Annotated in this window: 14 protein-coding genes and 1 pseudogene; 7 read left to right on the forward strand and 8 right to left on the reverse strand. The window is 58.5% G+C overall.

The window, feature by feature from the left end; genetic code table 11:
* The first annotated feature begins 201 nt into the window (after positions 1-201).
* Positions 202-1,479 carry a DUF2254 domain-containing protein gene (locus AC07W0_RS12455; RefSeq protein ID WP_102617498.1) on the forward strand — a complete coding sequence of 426 codons (1,278 nt, stop codon included), beginning with the start codon at positions 202-204 and terminating at the stop codon, positions 1,477-1,479.
* Between the two features lie 6 nt (positions 1,480-1,485).
* On the opposite strand, the gene AC07W0_RS12460 is transcribed toward AC07W0_RS12455, so the two are convergent.
* The gene (locus AC07W0_RS12460) at positions 1,486-2,808 is read right to left on the reverse strand and encodes a chloride channel protein (protein WP_102617499.1); all 1,323 of its coding nucleotides are present in this window, start codon (positions 2,806-2,808) and stop codon (positions 1,486-1,488) included.
* Positions 2,809-3,049: 241 nt separating this feature from the next.
* On the opposite strand from AC07W0_RS12460, the gene AC07W0_RS12465 reads away from it, so the two are divergent.
* The 3 genes from AC07W0_RS12465 (at position 3,050) to AC07W0_RS12475 (ending at position 6,489) form a co-directional block, all read left to right on the forward strand.
* Positions 3,050-4,003, forward strand: a complete 954-nt coding sequence (locus AC07W0_RS12465) for a TAXI family TRAP transporter solute-binding subunit (protein ID WP_102617500.1) — start codon at positions 3,050-3,052, stop codon at positions 4,001-4,003.
* Positions 4,004-4,078: 75 nt separating this feature from the next.
* Positions 4,079-6,106 carry a TRAP transporter permease gene (locus AC07W0_RS12470; protein ID WP_046486953.1) on the forward strand — a complete coding sequence of 676 codons (2,028 nt, stop codon included), beginning with the start codon at positions 4,079-4,081 and terminating at the stop codon, positions 6,104-6,106.
* Positions 6,103-6,489 (forward strand): DUF1850 domain-containing protein, encoded by a 387-nt coding sequence (locus AC07W0_RS12475; protein WP_017845572.1) that lies wholly within the window; start codon positions 6,103-6,105, stop codon positions 6,487-6,489. The genes AC07W0_RS12470 and AC07W0_RS12475 overlap by 4 nt, the downstream gene beginning before the upstream one ends.
* 315 nt (positions 6,490-6,804) lie before the next feature.
* Here AC07W0_RS12475 and AC07W0_RS12480 read toward each other — a convergent pair whose 3' ends face one another.
* The gene (locus AC07W0_RS12480; protein ID WP_017845571.1) at positions 6,805-8,259 is read right to left on the reverse strand and encodes a TrkH family potassium uptake protein; all 1,455 of its coding nucleotides are present in this window, start codon (positions 8,257-8,259) and stop codon (positions 6,805-6,807) included.
* A 345-nt stretch (positions 8,260-8,604) separates the two neighbouring features.
* Complete coding sequence (locus AC07W0_RS12485; RefSeq protein ID WP_256580856.1) at positions 8,605-8,760, reverse strand: F0F1 ATP synthase subunit gamma; 156 nt, start codon at positions 8,758-8,760, stop codon at positions 8,605-8,607.
* 716 nt (positions 8,761-9,476) lie between these two features.
* Here AC07W0_RS12485 and AC07W0_RS12490 point away from each other — a divergent pair.
* The 3 genes from AC07W0_RS12490 to dctM all read left to right on the forward strand — a co-directional run bounded on the left by AC07W0_RS12490 (position 9,477) and on the right by dctM (position 12,450).
* Positions 9,477-10,472, forward strand: a complete 996-nt coding sequence (locus AC07W0_RS12490) for a TRAP transporter substrate-binding protein (protein ID WP_026139851.1) — start codon at positions 9,477-9,479, stop codon at positions 10,470-10,472.
* Positions 10,473-10,537: 65 nt separating this feature from the next.
* On the forward strand, positions 10,538-11,170 hold the full coding sequence (locus AC07W0_RS12495) for a TRAP transporter small permease (RefSeq protein WP_046486948.1): 633 nt from the start codon (positions 10,538-10,540) through the stop codon (positions 11,168-11,170).
* On the forward strand, positions 11,167-12,450 hold the full coding sequence (dctM, locus tag AC07W0_RS12500; RefSeq protein ID WP_017845567.1) for a C4-dicarboxylate TRAP transporter large permease protein DctM: 1,284 nt from the start codon (positions 11,167-11,169) through the stop codon (positions 12,448-12,450). Before AC07W0_RS12495 ends, dctM begins: the two co-directional genes overlap by 4 nt.
* Before the next feature lie 906 nt (positions 12,451-13,356).
* Here dctM and AC07W0_RS12505 read toward each other — a convergent pair.
* The 5 genes and pseudogenes from AC07W0_RS12505 to AC07W0_RS12525 all read right to left on the reverse strand — a co-directional run.
* Complete coding sequence (locus AC07W0_RS12505; protein WP_026139850.1) at positions 13,357-13,938, reverse strand: putative natural product biosynthesis protein; 582 nt, start codon at positions 13,936-13,938, stop codon at positions 13,357-13,359.
* Positions 13,939-14,147: 209 nt separating this feature from the next.
* A complete protein-coding gene (locus AC07W0_RS12510; protein ID WP_017845565.1) occupies positions 14,148-14,537 on the reverse strand; it encodes a DUF2946 domain-containing protein in 390 nt (129 codons plus the stop codon).
* A 77-nt stretch (positions 14,538-14,614) separates the two neighbouring features.
* Positions 14,615-16,249, reverse strand: coding sequence for a methyl-accepting chemotaxis protein (locus AC07W0_RS12515; RefSeq protein ID WP_102617501.1), 1,635 nt, complete (start codon positions 16,247-16,249; stop codon positions 14,615-14,617).
* 114 nt (positions 16,250-16,363) lie between these two features.
* Positions 16,364-17,368 carry a CDP-6-deoxy-delta-3,4-glucoseen reductase gene (locus AC07W0_RS12520; RefSeq protein WP_102617502.1) on the reverse strand — a complete coding sequence of 335 codons (1,005 nt, stop codon included), beginning with the start codon at positions 17,366-17,368 and terminating at the stop codon, positions 16,364-16,366.
* A 10-nt stretch (positions 17,369-17,378) separates the two neighbouring features.
* Positions 17,379-17,531: pseudogene (locus tag AC07W0_RS12525) on the reverse strand (4-hydroxy-2-oxovalerate aldolase); the annotation flags it as partial.

Here is a 17,531-nt window from a genome sequence, read left to right on the forward strand (position 1 = left end):
GGTGGTGGTTTTTTCTGTCCTGATCCAGGGCATGTCCATCGGTAAATGGGTCAAGCGAGTGATCCCATGTGCCGCAAGCAGAGACGCTGAATGAACCTTCGGCCATACAAAAGACTCCTTTAGGGATAATCAGCTCACCGCCTTTGTTTCCCTGAACCCTGGGGCCAGGGCCCTGCGTATTACTCACACAAGGTATAAAAAATGCTCGCACGCTGGCGCTGGGTGTTACATCAACTGACCAAACGGCTGTGGTTCAGGGCAAGCCTGTTTTCCTTGCTCGGCATTGCAACCGCGTTACTCGCCGTTGTCTTCAAGGACTACATTCCCGAATCATTGCCCGCCCGTATAGGCGCCGACGCCGTCGACAAGATCTTGGGCATCATTGCCTCAAGCATGCTCGCCGTGACCACCTTTTCGTTAAGCACGATGGTGACTGCCTACGGTGCGGCCAGCAGCGGCGTGACGCCTCGCGCCACCACGCTGGTGATGGAAGACACCACGACACAAAATGCCCTGGCCACCTTTATCGGCTCGTTCCTGTTCAGCCTGGTTGGAATTATTGCGCTGAGCACCGGCGCTTACGGTACACAAGGAAGGGTTTTGCTATTTGCGGTGACCCTCGCCGTGGTGATGCTGATTGTCTACACCCTTTTGCGCTGGATCGATCATTTGTCCAAGCTTGGCCGGGTGGGAGAAACCATTGACCGTGTCGAACAGGCGACCATTGACGCCATAACCAATCGACTCCAATGGCCGCATTTGGGTGCAGCCGCCTACCCTGGCGACTCGATGGTCCCGAACTCTGCGCTGATCATCACAAGTCTCCACACAGGGTATGTCCAGCACATCGACGTTCAGGCGTTAGGCGCCATCGCCAAAGCAGACGAGACACGCATTTTTCTGGAGGTCCTGCCAGGTAGCTTCGTGCATGTCGGCATGCCGCTCGCCCGAATCGTCAGTCTGAGCAAGCCGCGCGAGGGCGAACAGCAGTCGAGTAGCGAAAAAATCATCTCTACCCTGACTATCGGTGTACGTCGCACGTTTGAACACGACCCCCGGTTCGGCTTGTCGGTGCTGTCAGAGATTGCCTCCCGCGCCTTGTCGCCGGCCGTCAATGACCCCGGCACTGCCATTGACGTCATTGGGCGCGGCATCAGAAGCCTGACATGCTGGGGTAAACCCAAAGCACCCGCCGCGAAAATCGACACCGATTGCCAGCAGGTTTACCTGCGCGCATTGACAGTAGATGACCTGTTCGATGACTTCTTCGCACCGATTGCCAGGGATGGCGCGGGTTTGGTGGAAGTCGACCTGCGCATGATGAAGGCACTTGTGTGCCTCGCACAGATAAACCCGGCGATGTTCAGCAGCGCCTGTGCCAGGCACGCGGGCCTGCTGCTCAAGCACGCGAACAATGCGCTTGTGCTGGAAGAAGACCGGCACAAGCTCAGCGCGGTGGCGCGACCACTGCTGCGCTGACCCAGCCTATGGTTTGGCTTTTTGCGTGGCGGCGTCACTGCCCTCCGACTGCAAAAAGCCACGCGCCAACTGTTGATAGAGCTCAGGCCCCATCCTGGCACTGACTGCTTTGGCAATCAGCGCAACGGCCATCAGACTGATCACCATGCCATGGCTGTCGATCATCTCCATCACGATGATCGCGGACGTGATCGGCGATTGCGTGACAGCCGCCAGAAAGCCAACCATGCACAAGGCAATGATGGGCTGTGCCGCCAGAGCGAAGAACTCAGCGACGTTGGCTCCTACCGCAGCCCCTACCGCCAGAGACGGGGCAAAAATACCGCCCGGGATACCGGAAAAATAAGTCACTACCGTCGCGAGAAAACGCGTGATCGGCGCGTGCCAGGGCAGACCGATATCGGACACGATGATCTGGGATGTGATCCCGTAACCGCTGCCAAAGGACATCCCGCCACTGAGCCAACCGAGAATAGCCACGATCATCCCGCAGCCACCTGCGAACCAGACAGGGTGCATGCGGCGCCATTCCCAGACGAAAAATCGGCGATACCTCTGCGGCCACAGGAGCATCCGACTGAATAACCCTCCCATAAGGCCGCAGCCAATACCAATCGCCAGCACCGGGACAATGATATCGAGATTGACCTCTTGCACGTCGAAATGCCCGAAGTAGTTGTAGTTGCCCTGCAAAGCAATTGCGACTATCCCCGACAAGATGATCGTACTGAGCAAAACCCCGCTGGTACGGGTTTCCAACTTGCGCCCCAACTCCTCCACCGCAAAAGCCACGCCGGCCAAAGGCGTGTTGAACGCGGCGGCAATACCCGCTGCACCACCGGCCAGAATAAGATCTTCGGGGCGGATGATTCGAGCGTTAGGCAGATAACGGTGGAAGAAATGCATGATCGAGGCGGCGACTTGAACTGACGGGCCTTCACGCCCTGCTGAAAAACCACCGGTCAATGCCAGGGTACCTAGCCCTATCTTGGCAACAGCAAGGCGCAAGGACACCAACTTATCCACGGGCTTACCTTGGTGGGCCAACCGCGTAGCCGCAATGACCTGAGGAATACCGCTGCCTTGTGCCCCGACAAAAAAACGGGTGGTCATCCATACGACGAACATGCCGATCAAAGGCGTGTAGATAAACGGCAGCCAAGGCCGGTCGGCGGTTTGTTGAACGAACTGCATCAGCGCCAGGTCGGCCAGCCGGGCGAATAGCACAACCAGTAACCCGGCGAAGGTAGCAGCAGCCCAGAGCGTCACACGAGTACGCCATCGGATCGAGGCAAAGCGACGACGTATGAGTAATATCGGTTTGATCACCCGAGCGGATTCCCGTTGTCGAGGTTAATAAACCCCACAAAACAAGACTACCGGGTTAAACGGTCAGGTCCAGCCAGCAGAGACTAAAGGATTATAACCATCATCTTCTCCTGCGACCCACTCCACGTGCAGTTACCTTGGCAATCTGATGCAGGGTAGGACTGTCCGCTCGCCACTGTGCTGATCAATCAACTACAGTTGAATCGCTCTGAATAAAAACAAACAAAACGGAGAGATTCCCATGCGCGTAAAGAACCGCTTCACCTTGCTGGCCGCCGCCACAACCCTGGCACTCACCTGCACGGCCCAGGCGGCACCTGTGTTCATCAACATACTGACCGGAGGCACCAGCGGGGTGTATTACCCGATTGGGGTTGGCCTGTCGCAGATCTACAGTGAAGGCATACCCGACGTGAAGACCTCGGTGCAGGCCACTAAAGCGTCCGTGGAGAACCTGAACCTGCTGCAGTCCGGTCGAGGCGAGTTGGCACTGGCGCTGGGCGACTCTGTGGCGGATGCAAAGAACGGCGTCGAGGAAGCTGGCTTCAACGCACCGCTGACCAAATTGCGCGCGATTGCCGGAGCGTATCCCAACTACATTCAAATCGTCGCCAGCAAAGAGTCGGGAATCAAGACGCTCGCGGACCTTAAAGGCAAAACCCTCTCGGTCGGCGCACCGAAATCGGGCACCGAGTTGAACGCGCGAGCGATTTTAAAGGCGGCAGGCCTGACCTATGCAGACATGGGCAAGGTGCAATACCTGCCCTTTGCCGAGTCTGTCGAGTTAATCAAGAACCGGCAATTGGATGCGACGTTACAGTCGTCAGGACTGGGCATGGCGGCCATTCGCGACTTGTCATCGGTGATGCCGCTGAACTATGTCGCCATCCCCCCGGAAGTCGTGGCAAAAATCGACAACCCGGCCTATCACAGCGCGATGATTCCGGCCAATACGTATGACGGCCAGCCTGAAGCGGTGCCAACGGTTGCTATCGTCAACATTCTGGTGACCCGCTCGGATGTACCCGATGAGTTGGCGTACCAGATGACAAAACTGCTGTTCGAAAACTTGCCGCGCCTGGGTAACGCTCATTCGGCCGCCAAGGACATCACACTGGAAAACGCCACCAGGAACCTGCCGATTGCGCTTCATCCGGGCGCCGAACGCTACTACACCGAAAAAGGCGCGCTCTAGCGACGCAAGGCGCAGCGGCACAGTATCGCCGCGCCAACAGCCCGCCCTTTTTCCATGCAGTGAGGCAGGTAACTAATGAGTGAAGATCATCACGACATCTCTGCGAACCCGCGAGACTGGCCAAAAACGCTGTTTTACGTAGCGTTGTTATTTTCGATTTTTCAGATCGTCACGGCAGCGTTTTCTCCCTTTTCGAGCCAGGTATTGCGCGCGATACACGTCGGTTTCCTGCTGTGGGTGGTCTACCTCAGCTATCCGGCCTATGGCAACAAACGCCCTTGGCAGCCCTTGGCCTGGATACTCAGCCTCGCCGCCATTGCCACCGCCCTGTATCAATGGAGGTATGAGGCTGACCTGATCCAGCGTTCCGGGGATCTGACAACGGCGGACATGGTGATCGGCATTCTACTGGTGGTGCTCGTGTTCGAAGCCGCTCGACGAGTGATGGGCATTGCCCTGCCGGTCATTTGCGGCCTGTTCCTGGCTTATGGTCTGTTTGGCGAGTATTTGCCGGGCGATCTGGCCCATCGAGGTTATGGTTTCGACCAAATCATCAACCAACTGTCTTTTGGCACCGAAGGGCTGTACGGCACGCCAACCTATGTTTCAGCGACCTACATCTTCCTGTTTATCCTGTTCGGAGCGTTCCTCGAACAGGCCGGCATGATCAAACTGTTCACCGACTTTGCCATGGGCCTGTTCGGCCACAAACAGGGAGGGCCTGCCAAGGTTGCCGTTGCGTCGTCGGCACTGATGGGCACCATCACCGGTTCGGGCATCGCCAACGTGGTGACTACGGGGCAATTCACTATTCCACTGATGAAGCGCTTTGGTTATCGGGCCGCGTTTGCCGGAGGCGTGGAAGCAACCGCCAGCATGGGCAGTCAACTGATGCCGCCGGTGATGGGCGCAGTCGCCTTCATCATGGCTGAAACCATCAACGTACCATTCGTGGAGATTGCCAAGGCCGCGTTGATTCCCGCCATCCTCTACTTCGGTTCGGTCTTCTGGATGGTCCATCTGGAAGCCAAGCGATCCAACCTCAAGGGCCTGCCCAAGGATCAATGCCCCAGTGCATTGGGCGCCGTGAGGGAGAAGTGGTACCTGCTCATTCCGCTGCTGGTATTGGTCTACTTGCTGTTTTCCGGGCGCACGCCGCTGTTTTCCGGAATGGTCGGACTTGCACTCACGGCCATCGTGATTCTTGGCTCGGCGATCATCCTGAAAGTGCAAAGCTTCGGCTTGCGCTGCGCCTTCTGGATTGCGCTCGGCATCCTCTGTACCGGCTTTTTCCAACTGGGTATCGGCGTGATCTTTGCCGTCATTGCAGTGCTGGTGGGGGTCTGTGGGGTCATCAAAGGAGGGCACGAAACGCTGACCATCTGCCTGCACGCGTTGGTCGAAGGCGCTCGTCATGCTGTACCGGTGGGGATCGCGTGCGCGCTGGTGGGCATCATTATTGGTGTGGTTTCACTGACCGGCGTCGCCTCTACGTTTGCGGGTTATATCTTGGGCATTGGCCGAGACAACCTGCTGCTGTCACTGATACTCACAATGATCACGTGCCTGGTGCTGGGCATGGGGATTCCGACCATTCCCAACTACATCATCACCAGTTCGATCGCAGCCCCTGCCCTCCTCGAATTGGGCGTACCGCTGATTGTGTCGCACATGTTCGTGTTTTACTTCGGCATCCTCGCCGACCTGACTCCCCCTGTCGCCCTCGCCTGCTTTGCAGCGGCACCGATCGCTAAAGAGACCGGGTTCAAGATCAGCCTATGGGCGGTGCGAATAGCGCTGGCGGGCTTTGTCATACCGTTCATGGCGGTCTACAACCCAGCGTTGATGCTGCAAGGTGACAGTGTGTGGATGTCCGTCTACATGCTGCTCAAGACCCTATTCGCGGTCGGGTTATGGGGCATCGCATCCACTGGCTTTTGGCAGCGCAAGATGCCTCTATGGGAGCGTTTACTGAGTGTCGCTGCCGGGGCACTCCTCGTGGTGGCGTTACCGCTGACCGATGAACTGGGCTTCGCGCTGGGACTCTGTGTGATAGTCCAGCACGTCTGGCGGTCCCGCCGGGCCGCGCTAGCCAATCCATGATCGGCGTATGCCTGGGCTTGACCGGCGTGCTGTGGGCCCAGTTGTCGGTTTCACACTTCACGCTGGCATGGGATCACACCATTGAAAAGATCCGCTGGGAGGAAGACTACCGCGTGACCGAGCAAGGGCTGGTGCTGGAAGAGGCTCGTGTACGCGGTAACGGTGCAGGAATGGAAGTTCCCGACGGGGCGTGGCTGGAAAATGGCAGTTGGCATTACCGGCGCCAATTGCCGCCTTTGCAACCCTTGCGCCTGGGGCGCACACCGGAGGCAGGCGATTACCAGCTGTGCGTTGATGGCCAGTGTCACGCCCTGAGTCACTGGATTGGCGCGCCAACCGCTCGCCAGCCTTTTATTCAAATGTGGACGTGCAAGGCCGGATAAGTCATCACTATTCCCCCCTCATCTCAGTCAACCCGTTAGCCTGTTCGACGCCGAACATAAACTGGGGGGCGGCCATTGGTCGTCCTTGTGGACGCAGAGCAAGGCTATTGGTGGATACGCTGGTACTGCACGCTCAATGAAATCATCGAATAGCACTTGGGCCGCCTGTACAGGCGCGCGGGCACTTGTCGATACCGCACAGCAAATGCTGATTAGCGGCAAGGGCCAGGCGGGAGACGCAATGGGTGCTTCACGTCGCGACGGCCCTGGGTATTGACCGTCTACCTCGGCTCGAGCCCTGTGAACAGTGAATAATCAATATCTCCAAAATACCGGCGTGACGAGCACTAACACCGTCAGGATTTCCAGCCTTCCAAGCAGCATTCCTACGGTCAAGAGCCATTTTGCGGCATCCGGTAATGATGAGAAGTTACCGGCCGGCCCAATGATCGTGCCAAGCCCAGGCCCGACGTTACACACTGCCGTAGCCGCACCGCTCAACGCAGTTGTCCAATCCAGCCCAATGAGACTCAGGCCCAAGGCAATCGCGGCAATCGTGATGGAGAAGAAAAATGAGAAAGTCAAAAGCGAACGCAAGATCTCTTCGTCAATAGGGTGGCCGTTGTACTTTTTCTGAATCACGGCGCGAGGATGGATCAGTTGCTTCAAACTGCTCACCAATAGCGCGGCCGCCACTTGAAAACGGAAGATTTTAAGACCACCCGCCGTGGAACCTGAACACCCACCGACGAAGGTCAAATAGAAAAAGAGCAAAACGGCGAAACTGCCCCACAAGGTGTAATCGCCCACGGCGACGCCAGTGGTGGTGACAACCGAAGTCACATTTATTGCCACGATACGAAATGCTTCCCACCATCCGTAATCGCTGTGAAAACACAGCCAAGTACCTACCACCAGCCACGTGAAGACCAAGAACCCAATAAATCCGCGAACCTGGTGATCCTTCAGCAGCGCACGCCGATGGCCGCGCAATGTCGCGACATACAACGTAAAAGGCAGGCTACCCAGAATCATGATGACGACTGCCACCCAGTGAATGGCAGGCTGTGTCCAATGCCCTAGAGAAGCGTCCGACGTCGAGAAGCCGCCGGTAGAGATCAACGACATGGCGTGGTTGACGGCTTCAAACGGCGTCATCCCGGCAATCCAGAGCGCGAGCGTTCCGGCGCCAGTGAGTCCCAGATAAAGAAAAAGGATGTATTTGGCTGCTACATGGGAGCGCGGCGTCACTTTTTCCGACCAGTCTGAAGACTCAGTCTGGAAAAGACGCATGCCCCCTACTCGCAGTAGCGGAAGAATCGCCACGGCCATGCCGATAAAGCCGATCCCTCCCAGCCAGTGAAGCATTGATCGCCAGATCAACAGCCCAGGAGAGGCGGTGTCCAAACCACTCAACACCGTTGAGCCCGTGGTTGTGATGCCAGACATCGTTTCAAAAAAAGCATCGGTGTAACTGATGTGATGGATAAACACCATTGGCAACGCTGCGAAGGTACACACCACCACCCAACTGCCGGTGGTCAGCAGGTACATATCCCTTGGACGAAGTTGAGCCGTCTCTGGGCGCCCTCGCATGATCAGCAACAGACCGCAGATGAACGTAATCAAACTGGACCAAAGAAAGGCGGACAGGTCGTCGCTGCGCTCATAGACCACCAGCGTGATCATGGGGATGGCCATGCTTATAGCCAGCGTAATAAGAAAAAGACCTAAGACAAAGCCGATGAGCCGTATTGCCGCGAGGGACATAAGAAAAAACCTGCCAAATTAGCGCCGCGCAGTATCGGACTGCTAACATTTTTGAGCCCGTAAATTTTGCGTAAATTTTCTATGGACGATCAGTCGTTTCGCCAACCTTAGCCTATTCCAAAGACTGCGCGGTTAAGGCGGGTTGCCCCAGCACTTTTCTTCAAACCTGCAGACATTGCGTCCACATTGACGCGGGGGGCGCTTTCATAGGTTGTTCAGATCCATGGAAAGCGGCGGTACCTTTCTTAAATCACATCCTCTTCCGAGGCCTTCAGGTGGAACAGCCCCTTGACCTTGGTTTACAGTTTTTTTGCGATGGCCTGTGCTTCAAGCGTGGTGCCCTGCTCAGCCTTGGGGAACGGCATCGGCGTTCGGCGACAGGGCGTCAAAACCTGAAATCACGTCAAAGAGTTCCTCGTCGATGTCGGCTTGGCGCAAACAGTGATAGGTGGCGTCAAGGTCTTGCAACAGTTCACCGATGTTGCGGTCTGCGCGCTGCATCGCGGCAAGACGGCCAGTGTCCCTCTCTCACGCAGGTTGGCCACCGCCTTGGCCACTGCCGACGCTCGCTGGCCAATGGTGCAATACACACACAACACGTTCTTGTCGCGCTGATTAAAAATGGTAATGAGCGTGTGCCGGAGCAGCGTGGTAGCCAGGCCTGTTCAGGGCCGTCGGGCGAGCGACAGCAACAACCAATGGCACAGCTGCCGGCTGATTGAGTCTGGAGATGCCCCCCCGAGTTGGGGGCGCAGACGATGCCGAACCTCGCCCGGGAGCTCGGCGAGGACATGATTTTGTTGAGGCCCTGGTAGCTCCGACATATTCAGTAACCTTCTTTTTCGGCGCGATCTGAACACGGTGTGAGGCCCGTGAATTCAATGGCCGCGCAACGCCTAAACGTCTGCTCTGCTCCACAATTGCACAGCCCCGAGTTAGCGGCCTGACAGGCTATAGAGTAGCCCCTTGAGTAGTACTACAGCGCCGTTGTCAGGGGGCCATTGCATACCGGGAGCTGGTGGGAAAGGCTCCCGATCGAGCTCCGTAGGTGTCGTGCAGGAGCAGAAGGTTCGGAAACTACTTATTAGTGGATCTTTGCAGTGATGCCCGAACATCTAGTTGTAAATTTTTGCCTAGACTGACTGCTTGACCGCATAACGAATACACGTCAGAACATCGACTGTACAAAACTAAAAAAACAAAAGGAATTCCCCGAAATGTTCAAATCCTTCTGCAAGGCACTTGCCTGCACGTTTGCTCTAGGGAGCATGAGTGCAGTCATGGCAGCTGATCCAATCATCATCAAGTTCTCACACGTCGTCGCCGACCACACGCCAAAGGGGCAAGGCGCGCTGCTGTTCAAGAAACTGGTAGAGGAACGCCTGCCCGGCAAGGTCAAGGTCGAGGTCTATTCCAACTCATCGTTGTTTGGTGATGGCAAAGAGATGGAAGCCCTTTTGCTGGGGGATGTGCAGTTAATTGCGCCGTCACTGGCCAAGTTCGAACAGTACACAAAGACCGTCCAGCTGTACGATCTGCCCTTTCTGTTTGATGACATTGCTGCGGTTGACCGCTTCCAGATGAGCCCACAGGGCCAAGGGCTGCTCAAGTCCATGGAGAGTAAAAACATCACCGGCCTGGCCTATTGGCACAATGGGATGAAGCAGTTGTCCGCCAACAAACCGCTGCGTGTTCCTGGTGACGCCCGGGGCCTGAAATTTCGGGTGCAGGCCTCTGCCGTGCTTGAGGAGCAGTTCAAGGCCTTGCGGGCCAACCCGCGCAAGATGAGCTTTGCCGAGGTGTATCAGGGCTTGCAAACCGGTGTGGTCAACGGTGCAGAAAACCCTTACTCGAACATCTACAGCCAGAAAATGCATGAGGTGCAGAAATACATCACCGAATCCAATCATGGTGTGCTCGATTACATGCTGATCACCAACACCAAGTTCTGGAATGGCCTGCCGCCAGACATTCGCAGTGAACTGGACAAGATTATTGTGCAGGTGACCGCGCAGGTTAACAAAGATGCCGAGCAGCTCAATCAGGACGCCAAGCAAAGCATCATCGCCGCCAAAACCACCGAAATCATCACCCTGACACCTGAACAGCGCGAACAATGGCGCGTCGCGATGAAACCCGTCTGGAAAAAATTCGAAGCAGATATCGGCCCTGAGCTGATCACCGCAGCCGAAGCCGCCAACAAGGCTCAATGACCGGGAGGCAGGTGTTGCCGACGTGGTAGCACCTGCCAGTCATTACCATACGGGAGATGCCATTCATGCAGGCCTTTCGGCGCATCTGGGAACACTTCGAGGAAGGCTTCATTGTCTTCCTTTTGGCCGCCATGACATTGGTAACGTTCGTCTACGTCATTCTCAACAACCTCTATACGCTGTTCTACAAACTTGCCGACAACTGGGAAGGCGCCAGCGACTTATTGTTCGCCCTCGGCGATCGCGTCATGAGCATGGCTCAAGCCATGACCTGGAGCACCTCACTGACCAAGGCGCTGTTTGGCTGGCTGATCTTCTTCGGCCTGTCCTACGGCGTGCGCACGGCCGGGCATATCGGCGTTGATGCGCTGGTGAAGCTGGTCAGTAAACCCGTCCAGCGGCTCATTGGGATGTTGGCCTGTCTCTGCTGCCTGCTCTATGCCGGGCTATTCAGTGTGGCCAGCTTCGAGTGGATTCATACCCTGATGTCAGCAGGAATAGGCGCCGAGGATCTGGGGCACTACGGGATCATGCAGTGGCACATAGGGCTGATTGTCCCTGTGGGTTTTGCATTGGTGTTCATCCGTTTCGCTGAAATTTTCGTGCGTATCCTGCTGCACCGCCAAACCGGCCTTGGCCTGGCCGATGAGGCTGCGGACGTGATGAAACTGACCGAACACGAGGACGACAAGTCATGACCATTGCCTTCCTGTTCGCGACACTGTTCGCCTTGATGTTCATTGGCGTGCCCATCGCCATTTCCTTGGGCCTGGCGGGTTCGCTGACCATTGTATTTTTCAGCCCCGACTCGGTACGTTCCCTGGCGATAAAGCTGTTTGAAACGTCAGAGCACTACACCCTGCTAGCGATTCCGTTTTTCTTGCTTGCAGGCGCCTTCATGACCACCGGCGGCGTCGCACGCCGGCTGATCGATTTTGCCAACGCCTGCGTCGGCCATATTCGTGGGGGGCTTGCCATCGCCGCCGTATTGGCCTGCATGCTGTTTGCAGCCCTGTCCGGCTCCAGCCCTGCAACGGTTGCAGCAGTAGGCTCGATCGCCATTGCCGGCATGGTGCGCTCCGGGTATCCGCAGGCATTCGGCGCGGGAATCGTCTGTAACGCGGGCACTCTGGGCATCCTGATACCGCCCTCGATCGTGATGGTGGTCTATGCCGCCGCCACCGAGACGTCCGTCGGCAAGCTGTTCATGGCCGGCGTCATACCTGGCCTATTGCTGGGTATAGCGCTGATGGTGGCGATCTACATCGTCGCGGTTAAGAAAAACTTACCGGCCATGCCGCGCGCAACCCTGCGTGAGTTTCTGAGCGCCGCGCGCAAAGCCATCTGGGGCTTGCTGCTGATGTTGATCATCCTGGGTGGCATTTACAGCGGGATGTTCACACCGACAGAAGCCGCTGCCGTTGCCGCCGTGTATTCGGCGTTCATCGCCTTGTTCGTCTACAAGGATCTGACGTTTCGCGAGACACCCAAAGTGCTGCTGGACTCTGCCAAGTTGAGCATCATGCTGATGTTCATCATTGCCAACGCCATGCTCTTTGCTCACGTATTGACCACCGAGCAATTACCCCAGCAGATCACAGCCTGGGTGATCGAGGCAGGACTGACACCAGTGACCTTCCTGCTGGTAGTGAACATCGTCTTGTTGGTGGCCGGCGCCTTTATGGAGCCCTCGGCCATTATCCTGATCCTGGCGCCGATCCTTTTTCCGATTGCCATGAAACTGGGTATCGACCCGATTCACCTTGGCATCATCATGGTGGTCAATCTGGAGATCGGCTTGATCACGCCGCCGGTCGGCCTGAACTTGTTCGTGACGTCCGCCGTGACGGGGATGTCGGTGCCGGCCACCATAAAGGCGGCCATGCCCTGGCTGATGCTCTTGCTGCTGTTCCTGATACTAATTACCTATGTACCTTGGATATCCCTGGCCCTGCCCAACTGGCTGGGCATGAATTAATGACCACGCTTGCGGACACTTGAGGGTTGCTGCCGGTGAAACCGGTAGTGTTAAGGCGCCAATCGTTGGCAGTGCAAAAGACTACCCGCTCGCCCGTTGAAACGGCGATTGGCACGGGCATGCTGGCCCAGGCCAGGGCTTGAAACAGGCACGCGAACAGGCAGACCAGAAGGCCGAGGGTGGGCCGAGCGTGCGGTGGGTGCCTGTTGGAAAGCATGCAAGAATCCCTGCAATTGTTATGTCGTCAGCAATGCCCGTGGACAGGACATATTCCGTGCTTCAACCGTTAATCTGCAGAGCCCGCAACCGTTGGTTGAGGCTCGAACGCACATTGAAGGAGCGCCAGGAACCTTGCGATTCCCGGCGCTCAGTAACGCGACCCAAACCCTGCCAAGGGAAAATGTCGTGTCGACGCAGAATCTAGCATGCCCGTGCGCGCCACCTGACCTGCGACAAACCACCACAGACAGCGCCTCATTGCACAATCAAGAACCACGCCTTGGCGCTCTGCCCTCCTGACTGTGGCGGGCTGTCGCACCGGCCTCCTCGCTCAACGCCAACAACCGCAGTGCCGAGCCCCATGAACCTGGCTCATGAACGCCAAACCGGCACGCGGGCGAGTGAGGACCGGGACATCAGGCAAAAAAAAGCCCTCTGGGAAGAGGGCCTGGCAACCGGCACATGAACGGGTTCAAATGCCGCGCTTCGAGCTACCGTGGAAGTGTCTGCCTCCGCTCAAAGCCTGCACACTTTATGAGCACAGTCTCAGGGCAACAACTGCGACAATCGGCCACACCTCGTGCGCTGATCGGCACGATCCGCGGTGCTGGCGGCGCGAGTGATCAATGCTGATCAGGTGTGGTGTTTTGTCGCAGCCCACTGGCGCCCTCCTGGGTCAACAGTGCGTCAAGGAATCGGCAGCCAGCGGCGAAATCCCACACCGCCCTTGCCGGTCAACGGGCACCAGGCAAAGTCCCAGGGCACGGGCGGAAACTCCTCCAGATCAGCTTCAAGCCCGGGCACCGGACGAGGTGCCTGCTTCCAATCGAACACCATTTGCGGCGCGCCCTGCCAGGCCAACACCAGCCCCCGAGCCTGGCTGTCATCGCTATTGATCCAGCGTGCCGCCGCAGCGCACATAAACGACTCGATGTGCTCTTCGTTGATCCGCGCCTGATACTTGGAGCCCAGTAGCCAGCGGCATATGCTCAGGTAATAGGTCCAGTTCAACGGCGGATGATTGCGATAGGCCCAGGTCATGAAGCCACGAAAGATATTCAGGCCATCGGGCGGATCGAGTTTGAGCAAGCCGGGGCACACATCGAACAAGGTGTGCCAGTAAGGCAGCAGTCGGGCATCCAGGTGTACGAAACTGCGCGCATTACCTGGGTAATCCGGAAACGGCAGCAGGAAGTCCGCTTGATTACGCAGACGCGAGGTTTTGCTGACCAATCGCGAAGCCCCCGATGGAACGGCTAGCGCGCGCATGGCGACCTCCGGCCGATCGGCGCAGTTGCGGATTTTGCGTGTTTTCTTGCGTAAACGGTCGCCGCCAATCCTGACAGTAGCCGGCGATGGAGGCGTGCAAATACATGAGCCATTTTGTGCTCCTTCCCGTGTCACCTTTAACCGTGGAGCCCCCCGCGACGCCTGACGAACCTGGGTCGACAGGCACAAGGGGGCTTAGACAAACGCGGTCATGCGCAAAGTGCGGGGGAAGCTCTGGGGTTGGCCGAGGGCCAGGAATAACGTGGGGGCGCCTTGCAGCGCTGTTCGCGGTCAGGCCGGCGTACCTGCGCGATCCGCAGCAACCAGCCCAGACAGAACAGCAAGGCGATGCTCAAGGTCACGGACGAGCAGATCGGACAAGCAAAACTCCCGGCCCAGCCACTGGCGGACAGATCGGCGAGGTCTGTTTTCGAGGTCGGCGCGGAACTGCCCTGGGAGGAGCAGAACTGCCCGCCGACGCCATTGAGCGTCAGGCCCGTCACCTGTCCGTGAGCCAAACCGCAGGCGAACACATTGAACAGGACGCAGAAATACAGCGTCCAGGCAATGAGCGAGCGGTCTGAGCGGGTCAGTTTCATGGCGGCGACTCTAACACCGAACAGCCAGTCGGTTGAAGCGCGACCAATGTCGCCTCACAGGTTCAAACAGCGAGCCTTCAAAGCCTGAGCTGCTCGACCTGCCCTTCCAGCACCCGTGCCAACTGCCGCAACGCGTCGCTGGAATCACGCGTGCTGACGCTGGACGCGCCGCTGACCGTCACCAGCGTATGGATGCGCGCCAGGGTGCGGCTGATTTCATCCGCCGTCACCGCCTGCTGCTCGGCCGCACTGGCGATCTGCAAGGTCATGTCGCTGACGGTCGCGGCCGACTGGGTGATCCGCTTCAAGGCGTCGCCCGCCCGCGCCGAGATCTCGACCGGCACACGTGCCGTTTCGACGTTTGCGACGATGCGCTCCAGCGCCCCACGGGCGCCTGACTGCACCTGCTCGATGATCTGCTTGATCTCCACCGTGGAGGCCTGCGTGCGCTGAGCCAAGGTACGGACCTCATCGGCGACCACCGCAAACCCCCGCCCATACTCGCCCGCCCGCGCGGCTTCGATTGCCGCATTGAGCGCCAGCAGGTTGGTCTGCTCGGCAATCGCGCTGATCACATCCAGCACACTGCCGACTCGGCTGGAGTCAGCCTCCAGTTGCTTGACCAGTGCATGGGTGCCGAACAGCGCTTCGACCAATTGCTGGATAGCGTCGATGGTCGACTGAACGATGTGCTGCCCATCGCTGGCCTGCCCTTCGGCCAGCCGCGTGGCATCTGCCGCCACGGCGGCGTTGCGTGCGACATCCTGCACGGTGGCGACCATTTCATTCATGGCGGTGACCAGGCTGTCGGTTTCCAACAGTTGGTGATCGAGGCTGGTCTGGGTAGCCGCTGTGACCTCGCCGAGGTCGTCACTCAGGCGCAACACCTGCCCGCTGGCCACTGCCGTGCCTCGACTGACTTCGTGGGCGGCATGGATCAAGCAGTTGACACTGCGTGACAGTTGCGTGAGTTCGTCATTGCCAACGGCGGGCAGCCGTATCGTCAGGTCGGTTTGCCCGCTGACCGCGGCCCCCAGCACCTCGACCGTCTCACGCAGCGGCCGGGTAATGCTGCGGATGATCATCCAGGCAAACAGCATCAACCCGAACAGCACCACGGCGCTGATCCATGCCGGCGCCACCAACACGCGGTTGACGACCCGTTGCACATCGCTGGGGTAGATGCCGCTCGCCACCACCCAGCCCCAGGGCTTGAACAGGCGCGCCTCAGACAGCTTGTATTCGGCCGGCGCGCCATTGGCACGGGGAAAGTAGTAATCCACCAACACCCGCCCCTGCTCGCGCGCGCCCTCCACGAACTGGCGGGAAAACGGCTTGCCGTTCTGGTCCTTGAAGTCGCCCAGCGCCTTGCCCACCAACGCCGGCGCCGTCGGGTGCATGATCATCCGATAGTCCAGGTCGAGGATCAGCAAATAGTTATCGCCCAGGTAGCGCAGGGTTCCGACCACCTCGGCGGCCTGGCGCTGGGCCAACGCCAGGCTCATGTGGCCGTTTTCCACTTGCCCGGCGTAGTACGCAAGGATCGAATTGGCGGTGTTCAGCGCGGTGTCGACGCCCGCCATTTTTTCTTCGAGCAACGAGCGCTGCAGCAACAGGCCCAGCCAGATGGCCAGACAAATGATCAACACGCCCAGGCCAACCACCAACGCGCCAATACGCGTCGTGATGCGCCATTTTCTAAGATTCAGCACGCAAGCCTCTCAGGATTCTTGTTGTTGGGCAGGCAAGCAAACCGGCGGCCTCGGGGAGCCGCCTGATTCACCTGGCCTGGGGGCACGCACGCAAAAAACGCGCACGGTCAGGCTCTAGACGAAGGCGTCGGCATAGAAGTCGGCCGCCTCCAGTTGCCGCAATTCGACGTAGTCGCGCCGCGCTGAATCAACCACGATCGGCGCGCCACAGGCATACACTTCAAACCCCTTGAGGCTCTGGAAGTCGCTCAGCACCTGGCGGTGGACGAAGCCGGTCGCGCCCTGCCAATCACAGGCCGGGGTAGGATCGGACAGCACCGGGGTGTAGCGCAGCCACGGCAACTGCGCCTCCCAGGCCAGCAACTGTTCATGCCGATACAGATCCTCACGGCGCCGGCCGCCCCAGTACAGGTAAACCGGACGCCGGTTGTGCCCCTGTTCGCGCAGCTGTTCGAGCAAGGCCTGGATCGGCGCAAAACCGGTGCCGCTGGCCAGGAAGATCATCGGCCGCTCGCTGTCGCGCAGGTAGAACGAGCCGAACGGGCCTTCCATGCGCAGGATGGCCTTGGGTTGCAAGGCGTTGAACACATGCCCGCTGAACACCCCGCCGGGCATGTGTCGAATGTGCAGCTCCAACTGGTTGTCCCGTGGGGTGTGGGTCGCCATCGAATAGCTGCGCCGGCTGCCATCCTTGAGCAACACCTGCACGTACTGGCCCGGGAAATAAGTAAACCCGGCGCCCGGGGCGAGTGTCAGCCGCAGCACTGCAACGTCACTGCTGACCTTGTCGAGGCTGGCCACACGCACGCCCATCTGCTGGATGCCGATACCGCGCAACGCCGTCACTTCCGGCGCCTCGATCACCAGGTCAGAGCGCGCCGTGGCGCAGCAAAACAACGCCAACCCCCGCGCCCGCTCGGCCGCGCTGAGTACCTCCAGCGGGCTGTCGCCGTGCTCCACTTCACCGCTGAGCACCTGGCCCTTGCAACTGCCGCACGTGCCGGTGCGGCAGCTGTGCTTGAGCATCAGGCCGTCGGCCAGCGCCGCGTCCAGCACGGTTTGTTCAGGCAGTAGCGGACAACTCAGGCCGACCGGAAGAATCTGCAGTTGATAGCTCATGCGCGCCTCCTCAGTGTGTGTGCTTGCCAGCGGCCAACAGGTCCAGCGCGACGTCGACGATCATGTCTTCCTGGCCGCCGACCATGCGGCGTTTGCCCAGCTCGACGAGGATGTCCACGGTCTTCAAACCGTACTTGGCCGCAGCGATTTCGGCATGGCGCAG

The sequence above is a fragment of the Pseudomonas sp. GW704-F2 genome (assembly GCF_059423025.1).